The organism is Streptomyces sp. NPDC059816 (genome assembly GCF_042732055.1).
Lineage (GTDB): Bacteria > Actinomycetota > Actinomycetes > Streptomycetales > Streptomycetaceae > Streptomyces.
On record NZ_JBHWIQ010000002.1, the window covers coordinates 467,615 to 483,316 of the forward strand.

At 72.5% G+C, this 15,702-nt stretch carries 15 protein-coding genes; 8 read left to right on the top strand and 7 right to left on the bottom strand.

The window, feature by feature from the left end:
- Positions 1–35: 35 nt before the first annotated feature.
- Entirely contained in the window at positions 36–1,403 is a 1,368-nt protein-coding gene (locus ACFV88_RS04735) for a multidrug effflux MFS transporter (RefSeq protein ID WP_385485960.1), read from the bottom strand.
- A 239-nt stretch (positions 1,404–1,642) separates the two neighbouring features.
- Here ACFV88_RS04735 and ACFV88_RS04740 point away from each other — a divergent pair, with 239 nt between their 5' ends.
- From ACFV88_RS04740 to ACFV88_RS04765, 6 genes are all read left to right on the top strand, one after another.
- Positions 1,643–2,644, top strand: coding sequence for a Gfo/Idh/MocA family protein (locus ACFV88_RS04740; protein WP_385485962.1), 1,002 nt, complete (start codon positions 1,643–1,645; stop codon positions 2,642–2,644).
- 135 nt (positions 2,645–2,779) lie between these two features.
- On the top strand, positions 2,780–3,244 hold the full coding sequence (locus ACFV88_RS04745) for a lamin tail domain-containing protein (protein WP_385485964.1): 465 nt from the start codon (positions 2,780–2,782) through the stop codon (positions 3,242–3,244).
- A 289-nt stretch (positions 3,245–3,533) separates the two neighbouring features.
- Positions 3,534–4,109: a DoxX family protein gene (locus tag ACFV88_RS04750; protein ID WP_385485966.1), complete on the top strand. Its 576-nt coding sequence runs from the start codon at positions 3,534–3,536 to the stop codon at positions 4,107–4,109.
- Between the two features lie 367 nt (positions 4,110–4,476).
- The gene (locus tag ACFV88_RS04755; RefSeq protein WP_385485968.1) at positions 4,477–4,935 is read left to right on the top strand and encodes a protein-tyrosine phosphatase family protein; all 459 of its coding nucleotides are present in this window, start codon (positions 4,477–4,479) and stop codon (positions 4,933–4,935) included.
- 46 nt (positions 4,936–4,981) lie between these two features.
- Complete coding sequence (locus tag ACFV88_RS04760; RefSeq protein WP_385485970.1) at positions 4,982–5,764, top strand: phosphodiesterase; 783 nt, start codon at positions 4,982–4,984, stop codon at positions 5,762–5,764.
- 296 nt (positions 5,765–6,060) lie between these two features.
- On the top strand, positions 6,061–6,735 hold the full coding sequence (locus ACFV88_RS04765; RefSeq protein WP_385485972.1) for a hypothetical protein: 675 nt from the start codon (positions 6,061–6,063) through the stop codon (positions 6,733–6,735).
- 27 nt (positions 6,736–6,762) lie between these two features.
- Here the strand turns inward: ACFV88_RS04765 and ACFV88_RS04770 are convergent, their stop codons facing one another.
- The 3 genes from ACFV88_RS04770 to ACFV88_RS04780 all read right to left on the bottom strand — a co-directional run bounded on the left by ACFV88_RS04770 (position 6,763) and on the right by ACFV88_RS04780 (position 10,712).
- Positions 6,763–7,110, bottom strand: a complete 348-nt coding sequence (locus tag ACFV88_RS04770; protein ID WP_385485974.1) for a hypothetical protein — start codon at positions 7,108–7,110, stop codon at positions 6,763–6,765.
- Between the two features lie 94 nt (positions 7,111–7,204).
- Positions 7,205–9,862: a rifamycin-inactivating phosphotransferase gene (gene rph, locus ACFV88_RS04775; RefSeq protein WP_385485976.1), complete on the bottom strand. Its 2,658-nt coding sequence runs from the start codon at positions 9,860–9,862 to the stop codon at positions 7,205–7,207.
- A 211-nt stretch (positions 9,863–10,073) separates the two neighbouring features.
- The gene (locus ACFV88_RS04780) at positions 10,074–10,712 is read right to left on the bottom strand and encodes an HAD family hydrolase (RefSeq protein WP_385486056.1); all 639 of its coding nucleotides are present in this window, start codon (positions 10,710–10,712) and stop codon (positions 10,074–10,076) included.
- A gap of 474 nt (positions 10,713–11,186) precedes the next feature.
- On the opposite strand from ACFV88_RS04780, the gene ACFV88_RS04785 reads away from it, so the two are divergent.
- Positions 11,187–11,831, top strand: a complete 645-nt coding sequence (locus tag ACFV88_RS04785; RefSeq protein WP_385485978.1) for a class I SAM-dependent methyltransferase — start codon at positions 11,187–11,189, stop codon at positions 11,829–11,831.
- Here ACFV88_RS04785 and ACFV88_RS04790 read toward each other — a convergent pair.
- Both ACFV88_RS04790 and ACFV88_RS04795 read right to left on the bottom strand, forming a co-directional pair.
- Positions 11,819–12,451 (bottom strand): MerR family transcriptional regulator, encoded by a 633-nt coding sequence (locus ACFV88_RS04790; protein WP_385485980.1) that lies wholly within the window; start codon positions 12,449–12,451, stop codon positions 11,819–11,821. The two genes, ACFV88_RS04785 and ACFV88_RS04790, sit on opposite strands and share 13 nt — an antisense overlap.
- Before the next feature lie 276 nt (positions 12,452–12,727).
- Positions 12,728–13,936 (bottom strand): hypothetical protein, encoded by a 1,209-nt coding sequence (locus ACFV88_RS04795; RefSeq protein ID WP_385485982.1) that lies wholly within the window; start codon positions 13,934–13,936, stop codon positions 12,728–12,730.
- 300 nt (positions 13,937–14,236) lie between these two features.
- Between ACFV88_RS04795 and ACFV88_RS04800 the strand changes: the two genes are divergently transcribed.
- On the top strand, positions 14,237–14,890 hold the full coding sequence (locus tag ACFV88_RS04800; RefSeq protein ID WP_385485984.1) for a response regulator transcription factor: 654 nt from the start codon (positions 14,237–14,239) through the stop codon (positions 14,888–14,890).
- A gap of 131 nt (positions 14,891–15,021) precedes the next feature.
- Here ACFV88_RS04800 and ACFV88_RS04805 read toward each other — a convergent pair whose 3' ends face one another.
- Positions 15,022–15,627, bottom strand: a complete 606-nt coding sequence (locus ACFV88_RS04805) for a hypothetical protein (RefSeq protein WP_385485986.1) — start codon at positions 15,625–15,627, stop codon at positions 15,022–15,024.
- Positions 15,628–15,702 lie beyond the last annotated feature (75 nt).

Genomic DNA, 15,702 nt, shown 5'->3' on the forward strand with positions numbered 1-15,702 from the left:
AGACTAACGGCGGCCCGCCGGGGACAGGTCGCCCGTCAGACCAGCTGGTCGGGCGCCTTGCCGCGGGTTCGGGCGAGGGTCAGGAACGCCGTCGCCGCGGCCAGGCCGGCGACGAGCTGGACGAGCGCCATCGGGACGGCGGTGTGCTCACCGGCGATGCCCACGAGTGGGGAAGCGATCGCGCCGATCAGGAAGGACGAGGTCCCGAGCAGGGCGGAGGCGGAGCCGGCGGCGTGGCCCGCACGTTGGAGGGCGAGCGTGTTGGTGTTGGGCATGACCAGGCCCATCGCCGACATCAGGACGAACAGCGCGGCGGCCACCGGCACGAGTCCCGTCTCGCCGAAGGCACCGGAGGTGATCAGCAGCAGCGCCACCGCGGCCAGCACGATCACCGCGAGCCCGAGGCCGAGGACCCGGTCGAGGCTGACGCGGCCCACCAGGAGCCGGCCGTTGACCTGGCCGACGATCACCAGGCCGATGGAGTTGAGCCCGAACAGCATCGCGAAGGTGTTCGGGGACGCCCCGTAGATCTCCTGGATGACGAACGGCGAGGCCGACACGTACGCGAACAGCGCCGCGAAGCTGAAGCCGCCCGCGAGGGTGTACCCGGTGAACGGGGCGTCGCCGAGCAGCCCGCGCATGGTGCGCAGCGCGGCGAGGACCCCGCCCGCGTGGCGCCGTTCGGGTTCCAGGGTCTCGGGCAGCCGGAACCGGACGAGCAGGGTGAGCAGCACCCCGACGAGGGCGAGCACCCAGAAGACGCCCCGCCAGTCGGTGAACCGGAGGACCTGGGCGCCGATCACCGGGCCGATGATCGGCGCGACCCCCGAGATCAGCATGAGCGTGGAGAAGAACCGGGCCATCGCCACGCCCTCGTAGAGGTCCCGGACGACCGCGCGGGCGATGACGATGCCCGCGGCGCCCGCGAGGCCCTGCACGAGCCGGAAGGCGATGAGGAGTTCGACGGTCGGTGCGATCGCGCAGGCGACGGTCGCGAGGACGTAGAGCAGCATGCCGATCATCAGCGGACGGCGGCGGCCCCACTTGTCGCTCATCGGTCCGACGACGAGTTGGCCGAGCGCCATGCCGGCGAGGCAGGCGGTGAGCGTGAGTTGCACGGTGGCGGCGGAGGCGCCGAGCACCCCGGTGACCTCCGGCAGGGCCGGCAGGTACATGTCCATGGACAGCGGTGGCAGGGCGGTGAGGCCGCCGAGCACCAGGATCACCAGGAACGCGGTGCGGCGGCCGGCGCCGGGTGGGGCGGGCGGGGGCACCACGACCGGTGGGAAGACCTCCGGTGCGGTGGCCGCCGTCACGGCGGCCCGTTGCTCGCTCCCCCGCGCACCGGTGCCTATGTGGTCCGGTCCGGTTTCCCCGTCGGGTACGGCGCCGCGCTCGGGCATGTTCCCTCCCCTGTCCGTGGCACCGTTTCCCGGCCGCCCATGGAGTTCGTCGATTCCGTTCTCTATGCTCGCAGTCCGGATCGGATGGTTGAGACCATTTATCCCCGTCCGACCCGTCTCCGTGCCCGCGGTGCCGTCAGTGCCGTGCTGCGCCGGGCTGCGCCGGGCGGTTCGCGCTCGGGGTTTGTCGGTCCTACAGGGCGGGGCGCAGTGCGCCACGAACGGACGGAGGGGGTCGCATGGCCGAGGAACGGGTGCGATGGGGAATCCTGGCGACGGGCGGGATAGCCGCGTCGTTCACGGCGGACCTGCTGGACATGCCGGACGCGGAGGTCGTCGCGGTGGCCTCGCGCACCGAGGCGGGCGCGAGGGCGTTCGCCGAACGGTTCGGGATACCGCGCGCGTACGGGGACTGGTCCTCGCTCGCGGCGGACGAGGACGTGGACGTGGTGTACGTGGCCACCCCGCACTCCGCGCACCGCACGGCCGCCGGGCTCTGTCTGGAGGCGGGCCGCTCGGTGCTGTGCGAGAAGGCGTTCACGCTGAATTCCGCGGAGGCGGCGGAACTGGTGGCCCTGGCCCGGGCCCGTGGCCTGTTCCTGATGGAGGCCATGTGGATGTACTGCAATCCGCTGGTGCGCCGGCTCAAGGCCCTGGTCGACGACGGGGCGATCGGTGAGGTCCGGGCGGTGCACGCGGACTTCGGCATCGACGGTTCGTTCCCGGCGACGCACCGGCTGCGCGATCCTGGGCAGGGCGGCGGAGCGCTGCTGGACCTCGGGGTCTACCCGGTGTCGTTCGCGCACCTGATCCTCGGGGAGCCGTCCGGGGTGACGGCACGGGCCACGCTGTCGCCGGAGGGCGTGGACCTCCAGACGGGCATGGTCCTGTCGTACGACAGCGGTGCGCTGGCGGTGCTGCACTGCGCGGTGAACGCCCACACGCCGGTCATCGCCTCGATCACCGGCAGCAAGGGCCGGGTGGAGATCCCCGCAGGGTTCTTCTACCCGGACCGGTTCGTGCTCCACCGCGACGGCCGTGACCCCGAGACGGTGACCGCCGCCGCGGAGGCCGGGCCCCGGGACACCCTGCGGCACGAGGCCGCCGAGGTGATGCGGTGCCTGCGGGAGAAGGCCACCGAATCGCCGCTCGTTCCGCTCGACGGTTCGCTCGCCGTGATGCGGACGTTGGACGCGGTGCGCGACCGGATCGGGGTCCGTTACCCCGGCGAGCGCCGCTGAGCGGTCGAGCGGCGGCCCCTCACAGGATCTACACAAGCGGAATGAATGCTTCCGTACGGTACCGCCCAGTAGCCCTCATATGCTCAACGTCCCTTCATAAGTTGGTTCATCACATCTTCACAACCGGGGTTCGTGTTGCGTATTCGCTCTGTCATACCCGTCGTCGCTGCCCTCGCCCTCGCGGCCCCGCTGCTCGCCGCCACGCCGGCCGCCGCGGCTCCCCACCAGAGGGGGCTGCACCTGGGCACCATCCAGTACGACAGCCCGGGTTCGGACCGGCCCACGACGGGGGCCAAGCTGAACGCCGAGTGGGTGAACATCCACAACAGCTCGCGCTCGGCGATCCAGCTCAAGGGGTACAAGCTCAAGGACAACACGGGCTACACCTACACGTTCGGTAGCTACAAGATCGGGGCCGGCAAGACCGTCAAGGTCCGCACCGGCAAGGGCGCCAACGCCTCCGGCGTCCGCTACTGGGGCCGCGGCAACTACGTCTGGAACAACGACGGCGACAAGGCCCGGCTGCTCAAGCCCAACGGTTCGGGGCTGGACTCCTGCTCCTGGAACCGGATCGGCAGCGGCACCGTCTCCTGCCACTGAGCCACCCCGGAGGGGATCGGGCGATCGTTCCGGGGCAGGTCGGGGGAACTCCGTCCCCGTGCGACCGGAACCGTGCGGACTACGGGAACGACCCGTGCCGCGGGACGATCGCCGCACCGTGCGAACGGCCCTCCTCCGCGTCCCGCGCAGGGCGGGGACACCGGGTCCGCCCCGGAGGTCCCCGCCCTGCGCCACGTCCGGACACCCGAACGCTGCCGCGGGCTGCGGAGCGGCCCCGGAGGTGCCACCGTGGAGAGACGGAGGTCAGGCACCCCTGAGGAGGAAGGCCATGTCCGGCTGTTTCCACGTACACCACCGCCGTGACCTGGGGCTGCTGCTGCTCCGGCTCGGCGTCGGCGGCGCACTCGCGGCCCACGGCACCCAGAAGTTGTTCGGCTGGTTCGGCGGCCACGGCATCGAGGGCACCGGCAACGCCATGGAGTCCATGGGGTACGCACCGGGCAAGCCCAGTGCGATCGCCTCCGGGCTCGCGGAAGCCGGCGGCGGCACGCTGCTGGCGGTGGGGCTGGCGACGCCGTTCGCGGGCGCGGCGGCGGCCGGCGGCATGGCGGGCGCCGCCGCCGTGCACGCGCCCCACGGGTTCTTCGCGGCCGACGGCGGCTTCGAACTCCCGGTCACCTTCGGGCTGGTGGGCGCGGCCCTCGCCCTCACCGGTGCCGGACGCTACTCGCTCGACCACGCGACCTGCCACGTCCTCGACCGCGACTGGATGGTCCCGTTGGCGTTGGCGGCGACCGCGACGGCGGCGGTGTGCGTGGTGGGCTCCCGACAGCGTCGACTGCGCAACGGCGCCGAGGAACCCTCCGGCCCGACCGAGGAAACTTCCGGTCCGGCCGCCGAGTGAGCCGCACGGCGGGCGCCACCCGTACGGCGTAACCGGTGTGGAGGTCACGGCGACGGGGGGACGAGGCTGATCCGTGCGGGGGCAGACCCGCACCACGTCCAGGGAGGTCCCAGGTGAACGCGAACGAACGAGACGCACCGCGCAGGCAGCCGCCCCGGGACGCCCGGGCTCCCCGGGAGCCGGATGCCGAGGACCCGAAGCCGCCGCAGCCCCCGCAGAACACCGCGAGGCCGGGCGACCGTCCGTCCCGGCGGGTGTTCGAGGTGGACCGCACGGGCACGGCACGGTCGGCGCCGCCCGAGGGGGGATGACCGCGGATTTCCCGGAACCGCGGGCCCGGACCGTACGCCCTACGTAGGGTCGGATCATGACCGAGACTTGGGACGAAGGCGCCCCGGGCGTACTGCGGTTGCCCTCGGGGCGACTGGTGCGCGGGCGCGGACTGCGGAACGGAACACCGCAGGGGACGGCGCCGGAGTACGGGGTGTACCTGCTGGGGCAGCAGCCGCCCGCGACCGACTGGCCGGCGGACTGGATCCGATGGCCCGACTTCCGGCTGCCCAAGGACCGCGGCGCGGCTCTCACCGTCCTCACCCGGGCCTGGGAGCGGTGCGCGGACGAACGCGTCGAGCTGGCCTGCGAAGGCGGTCGGGGGCGCACCGGCACCGCGCTGGCCTGCCTCGCCGTGCTCGACGGGGTCCCGCCGCAGGAGGCGGTGGCGTTCGTCCGTGCGGGCTACGACCGGCGGGCCGTGGAGACGCCCTGGCAACGGCGCTACGTACGGGACTTCCGCCCCTCGGCAGCCCGGGCCGAGGGTTCGCCCTGAGCGTGAGCGCTTGCGCCGTGCGGGCGCGGCACCGCACCGTTCGAAGATGACCGTGTCCCTCGCGCACCTCAGCGATCCGCACCTCACCACCGGCCCGCTGGCCGGCGCGCCCGCCGAAGCACTGGGCCGGGCGCTCGGTCGGGTGCTCGCCCTCGATCCGCTGCCCGACGCCGTGGTGATCACCGGGGATCTGGCGGACCGGGGCGAACCGGCCCAGTACGCGGCGCTGCGCCGGATCGTCGACGACTTCCCGCTGCCGCTGCACCTGGTCGCCGGCAATCACGACGAACGCGGGGCGCTGCTGGCGGAGTTCGGCGGTACGCGTTTCCTGGGCGAGGGGGCCGCGAGCCACTACGCCGTGGACCACCCGGCGTTCACCCTGGTCGCCCTCGACTCGTCGGTGCCCGGCCGCCCCGGTGGCCGGCTGGGACCGGAACAACTGGCCTGGTTGGACGGGGAACTCGCCCGCAGGCCGCACGTACCGGCGTTCGTCTGTCTGCACCATCCGCCGCTCGCGGTCGGCATCCCGTTCCTGGACGGGATGCGGTTGGCGGACGGCGAGGCACTGGCGGACGTCATCGCCGAACACCACAATGTGGCGCGGGTCCTGGCCGGCCATGTGCACCGGCCCGTCACCGCGGGCTTCGCGGGCACCCTCATGGCCGTCGCCCCCAGTACGCACCTCCAGAGCGGGCTGGCGCTGACCGGTGGGGTCCCCCAGTACTTTCCGGAGCCGACGTCCTTCCTGCTGCACCGGCTCAGTGGTGTCACCTGGATCACGCACACCGTCGCGGTGAGCCACGCCGCGGCGCCGATTGCCGGCTTCTGAAACCCGTGCCGGTACGGGATCGGCCCGAGGGCGCCGTCATTGCCGGAACTCGGAAGCTGAGAGCGCGGTTCACTTGCCCGTTACCCCTCTGGTCCGGGGCCGGGAAGCCAGCGGAGACTGTGGCTGCGGGCCCGACCGTCGTCGCAGGGTCGGGGTCCGGGAACGGTACGGAGGTGTGATCGGTGACAGTGACGGAACCAGACGTCGCGCCCGGAACGGGTCAGGCGCCCCAGCCCGGGTGGTCCGCGAGGCGGTCCCCGCGGCAGAACCGTCACGACGGTGTCGGACTCATCACAGTGGCCCTCCTCGCCGCGCTGGCCTGCTACGCCGCCTTCGCCCTCTGGCTGCCCCATGACAGCGAGCGGTATCGGGACTTCGCGGCGGCCGAGCCGTGCCCTGCCGATACTGCGGCACCGGGGCCGGAGGACTGCCTGCGCATGCTGACCTTCACGGTGCAGGACGCCACAGTCAAGGCCCGTGGCAAGAACAACCGCTACCGGGCCACCCTGCACCGCGCCCCGGCCTGGACCGAGACCGTGTCCTTCGGCGATCCGCGCCCCCTGCTGGAAGGGCTCCGGCCGGGCGACCGGGTCATCGGCACGGTCTGGCGCGGCCAGATCGCCGCTGTCGACCGGGGAGGCGTGCGGCAGGAAACCTCCGAGCATCCGCGTGACAACCCTCAGCTGGCAGCCTCCTTCGGCACCCTCGCGGGGCTCTTCGCCGCACTCAGCTTCGGCTTCGGCGCCGTTCGGTTGGCCCGCCCCCACCGCCCCGAACCCTTCGTCTGGCGCGGATACGGCAAGCAGCTGTTCTTCACGGTGTTGATCCTCTGCCCCGTCACGGGGTTCCTGGCCCTCTGGCTAAAGCTCCCCTGGTGGCTGGTGCCCGCCGCCGTGGTGCCCTTCGTGGCGTACTCGGCTCGGGCGTTCTACCAGTACCGGCTTCGGGTGCCGGTGACGGGCGCCGCCTGATCCGCGCGGCGGGTGGTCCGTCGCCGGCTAGGCCCAGATGTACTCCTCGGCGATCGCCCCGTCGCGCCACTTCGCGACGGTGACCATGCGACCGCCACCCTCGAACTCGCCGATGACGCAGGTCCAGTCACCCGACCCGAAGGCGATGGGATGCGCAGCGATCTGCGGGGGCGTGCCACCCGCCGAATCGACGTAGGCCTTCATGGCGTCGATGTGCTCCCGGACCCCATGGGTCGGAGGCTGACCCTTCCAGTCCACCAGGACGTCGGCGGTGTGGTGGTGGGCGAAGACACCGTCCCAGTCGGCCCTGTTCCAGCCGTCGAAATCGAGATCGTCCATGCCCTTGAGATTGCGGCTGACCTGGTCCTCGGCCATCGGTCTCGCTCCGTTCCTCGCCACATCCGTACGATGTGGGACTGATCGCCGGGTTCGGCACCCCGGCGCTGCGAGCCTATGGGCGGCTCCTGCATCACGCACCCGCAGCGGAGGGCAGGAACTCGACGTGGCCGTCGGTTCCGTGCACGCGGATGAGCTGCCCGTCCCGGATCAGCCGGGTGGCGCGGTCCACGCCCACCACGGCCGGCAGGCCGTACTCCCGGGCGATCACCGCGCCGTGGGTCATCAGGCCGCCCACCTCCGTCACCAGGCCCGCGATGCCGACGAACAGCGGCGACCAGCTGGGGTCGGTGAAGGTCGTGACCAGGATGTCGCCCGCTTCGAGATCGGCCTCCGCGATGTCGAGGACGACCCGCGCCCTTCCCTCGACGGTCCCGGCGGAGACCGGCAGGCCGATCAGGGCACCGGCCGGCACGTCCGCGCGCCGGTACGTCCCGGTGACGGCCTCGCCGTCCGAGGTGAGCACCCGGGGCGGGGTGAGCGCGGCGTACGACCGGAACTCCTCCTTGCGCCGCCGGAGCAGCCCGTCGTCCACCCGCTGCGAGCGCACGACCTCGTGGAACTCCCGGAAGGTGAGGAAGAAGACGTCCTCCCGCTCGCTCAGCACGCCGGCCCGCACCAGGCGCCCGGCCTCCGCCAACAGCGCGCGCCGGTAGACGAGGAGGCGACGGACGATGTCGTACTTCGGGTACTCCCGGTAGCCGATGAAGGTCCGCACCCGGTCGATCATCCGCTCGGTCTCGTCGGCCTTCCGGTCCCCGTCCGGCAGGGCCCGCAGCCGTGACAGCACGTCGAGTTCCTTCTCCCGTGCCTTCTGCCGCCCCTGTGCGAAGCGCCGGCCGGCGGCGCCCGGGCCGAAGTTCCTGACGTTGTCGAGGATCGCCGGAACGAGTGTGGCGGGCCGCTCGCACCAGCGCGGTCGCGTGAGGTCGATCTCGCCGACGCAGCGCATGCCGTACCGGTCGAGATAGCCCGCCAGGGCCTCGCGCGCCTCGGCTCCGCCCGGCAGCTCCGCCAACCCGTCGAGTCCGTCCGGCCCTTGGGGGACGTCCTCGTCCCCGATGCCCCGCAGGTACTCCACCACCTGCGGGTGCGGCCGGATCGCGTCCGCGACGTCGAGCAGCTCCAGTCCCATCTCGGAGGTGATGTTGCCGGGGGCGGACAGGGAGAGCGTGTCGGCGGCGTTCTTCTCGCCCAACCATTCCTGCAACCGGTCGTTGAGCCACCAGGTGGCCTCCATCCCGGCCATGATCACCTGAAGGCTCAGCGGATGGGCGAGCACCCGTTTGTGCTCCTCGAACGCCTCCCCCAGGAAGTCGAACAGCTCCGGTCCGGTCTTCGTCCGGACCTCGCGCTCCAGGGCCGCGACGGAGGCCCGGCTGCGGGCGACCAACTCGATGACGACGGCCGGATCCGTCGCGACCGGGGCGGGCGGAGCGCCGTCCGTGGCCAGCAGCCCGCTCGGGTCCGGGTCCGGGAGCAGGGGGATGAAGTCGTCGCGGTCCAGGACGGTCTCCAGCGCGTCCCTGACCAGCGGGTCGCCCCTGCCGATGAGGTCCAGGAGACCGGCCCGGCTCGTGGGCGAGGTGAGCCGCGCGGTGGCGTCGACGAACAGCCGCCCGCCGGCCTCCCGCATCGGCACCATGGCCGTCAACTGCCACACGGACAGGCCCAGGGGCTTCATGGGGTCGGTCATCATCTGCTGATGGCCGACCGAGACGTAGACCCGGTTCTCCGGCTCGCCGTCCCCGGCGACGGGTACGGGTACGGGTACCGGGAACAGGGTGGTGATCGGCCGGCTCTGGACGATCCGGAAACCGTCCTCGACCAGGCACCACTCGATGTCCTGCGGGCGGCCGAAGTGCGCCTCGATCCGCCGCCCGAGCCGTACGAGCCGTACGACCTGCGCATCGGTCAGCGCCGGCTGCCGCTGCTGCCGCGGGTCGACCGCCACCTCCCGGGTGCCGCCGGTGGGCAGGGCGTGGACGGCCCGCTGTTTGGCGGCGACGGTCCTGGCGACGACCTCGCCGTCCCGCACCGCGAAGACGTCCGGGTTGACCAGACCGGAGACCAGCGCCTCGCCGAGGCCGAAGCCGGCGTCCACGGTGGCGACCTTCCGGTTGCCCGTGACGGGGTCGGCCGTGAACAGGATGCCGGACGCGTCCGGGAACACCATCCGCTGCACGACCACCGCCATGTGGACCGTGCGGTGGTCGATGCCGTTGCGCTGCCGGTAGACCACGGCCCGTTCGGTGAACAGCGAGGCCCAGCAGCGGCTGAGGTGGCGGAGCACCGACGCCGGGCCCACCACGTTCAGATACGTGTCCTGCTGCCCGGCGAAGGAGGCCGTGGGCAGGTCCTCCGCGGTCGCGCTGGACCGTACGGCACGGGCGGCGGCGGGGTCTCCGTGCCGGGAGAGCGCGCCGGTGACCGCCTGCGCGATGTCGTCCGGGACGGGAGTCCCTTCGACGGCCCGGCGGATCTGGGCGCTGAGCGTGCGGATCGCCTCCCGGTCGTCCGGGTCCGCCCGCGCCAACCGGTCGAGCCGGTCGCCGATCGACGGGACGTCCGCCATCACCCGCCGGAAGGCGTCCGTCGTCACGCAGAAGCCGTCCGGCACGCGGATGCCGTCGATCCGTGACAGCCCGCCCAGGTGCGCGCCCTTGCCGCCGACGAGCGCGGTCCGCGTCTCGTCGACCTCGTGAAGATCCAGCACGTACGTCTCCGTCATCGCGACCGGCGCCTCCCCGTCCGTCACACCACCCTGGTGGTGGCGTCGGTCGACGATCTTCCGCCGAGACCGGGGCCTTGTGGCAAGCCCCCCGGTGCGCTATAAGTTGAGCACGGCAAGGAGAGCTCTCTCCTTGCCTTTGTTGTTGGTTCGGGGCCAGTGGGGCTGGTGGCCCGCCCCGCCCCGGCCGCGGCACGCCGCGTGCTCCTGGCTAGTCGCCGACCAGGGCGCCGAGTTGCATCAGGCTGTCAATCTGCCAGTCGGCGGCGGCGACCACATCGGGGTCGTCGGCCCAGAGGTGCCCCCAGGGTCCGCGCCGCAGATGCGCGACCCGCAACCCGGCGGCCTTGGCGGGGAAGACGTCGTCGCCCGGGTGGTCACCGACGTAGAGGGTGGTCGCGGCGGGCGTCCCGGCGAGCGCGAGCGCCCGTTCGAAGAACTCGCCCTTCGGTTTGGCGACGCCCCACTCGGCGGTGTCCGCCACGAGGTTGACGGGCAGGTCGAGCCCGCGCAGCAGTTCGGCGCAGCGGACGCTGGCCGCGCCCGCGACGATGATCCGTACGCCGCGTTCCCGCAGCGCTCCCAGCGCGGGCCGCACATCGGGGTACAGGTCCCGTTCGTCCAGGTACTCCCCGCGGCCGGCGGCCTCCCGGGCGCGGGCCGCGGATTCCACGTCCATGTCGGGGTTGATCAGTCGGAGCGCGTCGTGGGCGGCCCGCCCCTGTGCGACCACCGCGCCCACCAGCGCCGACACGGTGTGCCGGGGAACCTGGAGCCAGTCGGCCCACCCGTCCCAGTACCGGCCCCGGCGCAGCAGGGTCTCGTCCACGTCCAGCAGGATGGTTTCGATCACCACCGGAACATAGGCCCCACCGGTTCCCGCGCCCCGCGGGCCGTGCCGAGGCGCGCGGGAATTCAACTCGGACCACGTACGTGCGCGACCCCGAACGGCACAGGGCCTCGGGGTGCGCCCCCGGGCCGCCGTCCGGGCGGGGGTCCGCCGTGCGCCGCGGTCGCCACCGCCACCGCCACCGCCACCGCCACCAGGGACAGGGCCAGCCCGACGGCGAGCGTGCGCGGGGTCGTCACCGAGCGCGCCGCCCAAGTAGCCGAGGCCGACCGCGTATCCGACCGGGACGGTTTCGGGCGGGTCGTTCGTCCCGGCGGGCCGCGCGGCGGCAGGTGCCCGGGCGGCGGACTCCCGTCCGGGGCCGGGCCCGCCGGGCGGGCGGTGGTCGGCGCCGCCCCCGGCGGACCCGCTCCCCCGTAAGCAGTAACCTACACTATCGATAGTTCCACTATCACTAGCTTCTAGGTGGGGGTCATGACCGAAGTGACGCTGTTCTTCCAGGAGTTCACCCGGGCCCGGCGGGAAACCGGAGCCATCGCACCCAGCAGCCCTTCCCTGAGCAGCGCCCTGACCCGCTTCGTGATCCCCAGCCCCGACCATCCGCGCCGGGTGCTGGAGGTCGGCCCGGGCACCGGCGCCGTGACCCGACGCGTCCGGGCCACCATGGGCCCGTGGGACACCCTCGACCTGATCGAGGCCAACCCCCGCTTCACCGACCTGCTGCGCCACCGGTACGCGGACGACCCCCGGGTCCGCCTGTTCACCGGATTCGTCCAGGAACACGAACTGGGGACGTACGACACGATCGTGTGCGGACTGCCCTTCGCCAACTTCGACGCCCCGACCGTCACCGACCTCTTCGACCGGCTGCTCGGTGCGCTGCGCCCCGGCGGAACCCTCTCCTTCTTCGCCTACGCGGGACTCCCCGCCCTGCGTCGCGCCCTCACCGGACCCGGCACCCGGGGGCGCGCACTGCGCACCCAGTCGGTCATCGCCCGCACCCTGGAACGGCACCGCTTCCGCACCGAGACGGTGCTCCGCAACCTCCCCCCGGCCCGGGTGCACCACCTGGTCCCGGTGGGCCCGCCGGCCGAAGGCAGCCCCGTCTACCCGGGGTGAGCGAGCCGCGCCGAAGCACTCTCCTGGGCCATCCGGCGCAGGGCCGCCATCGCCGCGTCGCCCAGCACGGTACCCAGCACCACGCTCTCGACCTTGCCGTCCGCGGTGGGCACGGCGGCCACCGCGGACAGTTCGGCCCGGGCCAGGCCCTCGGCCGCCGTGGCGTACGCGTCCAGCAGCGCCAGCAGGTCGTCCCGGTCCAGGTCGTGGTAGGTGACGATGAGTTGGACCAGTGCGACGCGGCCGGGGTTCCCCGGTTTGACGGCCCAACCGTGCCGCCGGACCAACGCGTCCGCGACCCGCTCGGCCCGCTCCCGCTGCGCCTCGGTACCGCGTTCGACGCCGGATCCGCTGACCGCAGACTGGGCGACCCCGAGGACCCCGTGGACGGTGCGCCCGGGAACGTCCACCCGCTCCAGCACCTCGCGGACCGCGGCCACGGACATCCCGCCGACCTCCAGCATCGCGCGGATCAGCTTGAGCCTGGACACGTGCGGATCGGCGTAGCGCACCTGGTTGGGGCCGATGCGTTCACCGGGCGGCAGCAGGCCCTCACGGGTGTAGTACTTGATCGTGGGGATCGGCACTCCGGTGCGCTGCGCCAACTCTCCGATACGCATGGCGTCAGCGTACTGTGCGCCCGTTTCGCCCGGTCAACGCACTGAGAGCGGGGTCAGTGGCTCCAGGGGCGGCGTCGACCACGGAGGGCGGCGGGACCGGCCGGGCTGCGGGGGATGTCAGCCCGGCCGGTCCGCACCGCCGAACCGGGGCGCGCTCGATGCTTCCCCGGTCCACCGCCTGGCCCACCGCCCTTTCGGCGGGCCGGACAGGTCTCGTGAACTTTCTACCGGAGCGAGGGTTTCGGGAGGGTATCGGCGCCCGACCCGGACTTCCGCTCAGGCCTGCGCGACCACGACCCGCTGGCCCGCGTCCAGCCCCTCACCGGTGATCTGGACCCGCCCGGCGACGGAGTCGAACAGTCCCGTCTCCACCGGGACGAGCCGGCGTTCGCCGCCCGCGTCGACCCGCTCGACCGCGTAGCCGCCGCCCTGCTGGGCCAACAGCGCCCGCACCGGCACCGACAGCACGTCCTTCACCTCGGTGTTGACGATCGACACCTCGACCGGGGCGCGGTCGAACCGCCGGGTCGCCTTGGCCTCGGTCGGCTCGATCAGCACCTTGACCGCCATGCCGTCGCCCGCCCGCTCGGCCACCTTCCCGACGGACGCGACCACCCCGGGGGTGGACTTGCCGTTGGGCAGCGCGATGCTCACCTTGTCGCCGACCCGTACGTCCGCCTGCTGGCTCGCGCCGAGGTCCACGGTCACCTGGCGACGGGTCGAGGAGCCCTCCACCACCACGGAGCCCTTCCCGGCGGCGCTGCCCGCGGAACCGCCGAGGCCGGTCACGCGTATCTCCCGCTCGGGCACGAACACGGCCTGACCGCGCTTGAGTTCGCCGTTCTCCTCGACGCCCAGATCGTCCTGGAGCTTCTTGAGGGCTCGGTACGTCGACCAGCCGAAGTAGTCGGGGTCGTCCTCGAAGTCGTCCCGGTCGGCGTGACCGAGGGCGACCAGCGCGGCGTTCAACTGCCGCACGTCGGCGCCCTCCGCCCCCCAGGACAGGTCCCGGTGGACGGGCACGGACCCCTTCAGCATGATCACCGGTTCGTCGTCCACCGAGTAGAGCCGCTGGCCCTGGCGGACGACCTGCCCCACCGAGGGCAGGTCCGTGAAGGTGCCGCTGAGGTTGTTGACCACCTTGTGTTCACCGGCGTAGCCGAGGGTGCCCTTCTGGAGGGTGCGTACGGCCAGCGCCCCCCGGGTCACCTTCGCCACCGCCGTCGACGCGTCGACGCGGGCGGTCGAGCCGGTGTCCTGCGCGCCGCTGTCGAGGGGGTCGGCGAACACGAATCCCGCACCGCCGGCCACCGCCAGCGCCAGGGTGATCGCCGTGGCCACCCGCCGTCCGCGACGGCCTCTCGGGCGCCCCTTCGTCTCCGCCGCCACCGGCTGCGGCTCCGCCGGTTCGACGGTCCGCTCCGCGGTCCGCCCGTCCGGGTCTGATTCCTCGACCGGGTCCGGGGCCGCGCCGTCGGCGGTCACCACCGGCCCCGGGGGGCTTGGTCTCGGTCGGTCCCGGGGTTCGCGATGACTGTCATGGACCTCTCCACAGCTCGCCGGACTGTGTCACCCCTCCTTTGTACGCGGACGGCGGTTTCGGCAGGGTTTCACCGACCGGAACGAGCCGTCGTCGCGGCCACGCCCATTCGGGGGAACGGGAGTTGGTCGATGCCGGTCGACGTATCGATTGAACCCCGGGCCGCGCCATGGGGTAGAAACATCCCGTGCGGGCCCGTCAGGATGCCCGTGTCCGACGCGTACGGCGGCGAAGGGGCTTACAGCGTGCGAGTGCTCGTGGTGGAGGACGACGAGGAGATGGCCCAGACCGTGGCCATCGGTCTGCGTCGGGCGCAGATGGCCGTCGACGTCGCGTTCGACGGGCAGGACGGCCTCGACCGGGCGCTGTTCAGCGAGTACGACGTGATCGTGCTCGACCGCGACCTACCGGGGCTGCACGGGGACGAGGTGTGTGCCGAGCTGGTCGCCTCCGGGTGCCGGAGCCGGGTCCTGATGCTGACCGCCGAGGCGTCCGCCGAGGACCTGGTCGACGGGCTCAACCTGGGCGCCGACGACTACCTGGCCAAGCCCTTCGACTTCCCGGTGCTGGTCGCCCGGATCGGTGCGCTGGCCCGCCGTGCGCACCCGGCGGTGCCGCCCGTGGTCCGCCACGGCGACCTGGTGGTCGACACCGCCCGCCGCACCGCCAGCCGGGGCGGCCGTCCGCTGGAACTGGCGCCCAAGGAGTTCGGGGTGCTGGAACTGTTGCTGGCCTCCCGGGGCCGGGCGGTCTCCGCGGAGGAACTGCTCCAGCGGGTCTGGGACGAGGCCGCCGACCCCTTCACCAGCGCGGTGAAGATCACGATCAGCCGGTTGCGGGCCAAACTGGGGGACCCCCAGGTCATCGAGACGGTGGCCAAGCGCGGCTACCGCATCTGAACGCCCGACCGCCGGGCACCCCCAGGTGCCCGGCGGTACGACCCCGGCGCCGCCACTCCCACCCCACATGGGCGACGTCGCACCCCCCGACCGGACGGCGGGGCGGTGCGACGTCGGCAGCGCCGAGGACGTTACTTGGGACCGCCCGTCTGGAACTCCCGCGGGCCGCTCGCGACCTTGTCCAGGATCGGCTTGCACTTCTTGTCGGCGTCCTTGTACGCCTGGCTGTTCGGGTCGACACCCAGCGAGTCGCCGTTGATGTCGATGCCGCCCTCGGAGTTGGGGTCCGGGAACTTGGGCACCCCGTTGGTCCGCATGCACTTGGCGTACTTCACGGACGCCTCCTGCACCTCGGCGGGCGGCTTGGCGTCCATCGGCGGCAGCAGCGGCTTGCACGCCTTGTCGGCGGCCTGCGCCACGGCGGACTTCATGTCGACCTTGGTGCCGTCGATGTCCAACCGGCCCTGCTCGTTGGGGTCCGGGAAGTTGCTGACCCCCTTCTCCCGCATGCACTTGGCGTAGGCGAGGGTGCTCTTCTCGCCCGCCTCGCCCCCCTTCCCCTTGGCCTTCGCCGAGGCGGAGGTTCCGGAGTCGGCAGGGGTTTCCTTGTCGGTGGAGCAAGCGCCCGCGAGCAGTACGACGGCCGTCACTCCGACCATGGAGGCGAACAGCCGGGCCCGCCGCGGCCGGCCCGTACGGTTGCCGTCCAGGCGACCATAGCCAGAGGCACCTTGCATGTCATTCTCCATCTCTCGTGGGAGTTCCTACGGCTTCGTCAGCGACCGGGCGCTGTCGTAGCCAGGACGCTTGAT

What these genes read in the sequence shown, in the direction of transcription:
- ACFV88_RS04735 (WP_385485960.1), bottom strand. Translation starts at nt 1,403, where the DNA reads ATGCCCGAGCGCGGCGCCGTACCCGACGGGGAAACCGGACCGGACCAC.
- ACFV88_RS04750 (WP_385485966.1), top strand. Translation starts at nt 3,534, where the DNA reads ATGTCCGGCTGTTTCCACGTACACCACCGCCGTGACCTGGGGCTGCTG.
- ACFV88_RS04760 (WP_385485970.1), top strand. Translation starts at nt 4,982, where the DNA reads ATGACCGTGTCCCTCGCGCACCTCAGCGATCCGCACCTCACCACCGGC.
- ACFV88_RS04740 (WP_385485962.1), top strand. Translation starts at nt 1,643, where the DNA reads ATGGCCGAGGAACGGGTGCGATGGGGAATCCTGGCGACGGGCGGGATA.
- rph (WP_385485976.1), bottom strand. Translation starts at nt 9,862, where the DNA reads ATGACGGAGACGTACGTGCTGGATCTTCACGAGGTCGACGAGACGCGG.
- ACFV88_RS04755 (WP_385485968.1), top strand. Translation starts at nt 4,477, where the DNA reads ATGACCGAGACTTGGGACGAAGGCGCCCCGGGCGTACTGCGGTTGCCC.
- ACFV88_RS04770 (WP_385485974.1), bottom strand. Translation starts at nt 7,110, where the DNA reads ATGGCCGAGGACCAGGTCAGCCGCAATCTCAAGGGCATGGACGATCTC.
- ACFV88_RS04785 (WP_385485978.1), top strand. Translation starts at nt 11,187, where the DNA reads ATGACCGAAGTGACGCTGTTCTTCCAGGAGTTCACCCGGGCCCGGCGG.
- ACFV88_RS04805 (WP_385485986.1), bottom strand. Translation starts at nt 15,627, where the DNA reads ATGCAAGGTGCCTCTGGCTATGGTCGCCTGGACGGCAACCGTACGGGC.
- ACFV88_RS04790 (WP_385485980.1), bottom strand. Translation starts at nt 12,451, where the DNA reads ATGCGTATCGGAGAGTTGGCGCAGCGCACCGGAGTGCCGATCCCCACG.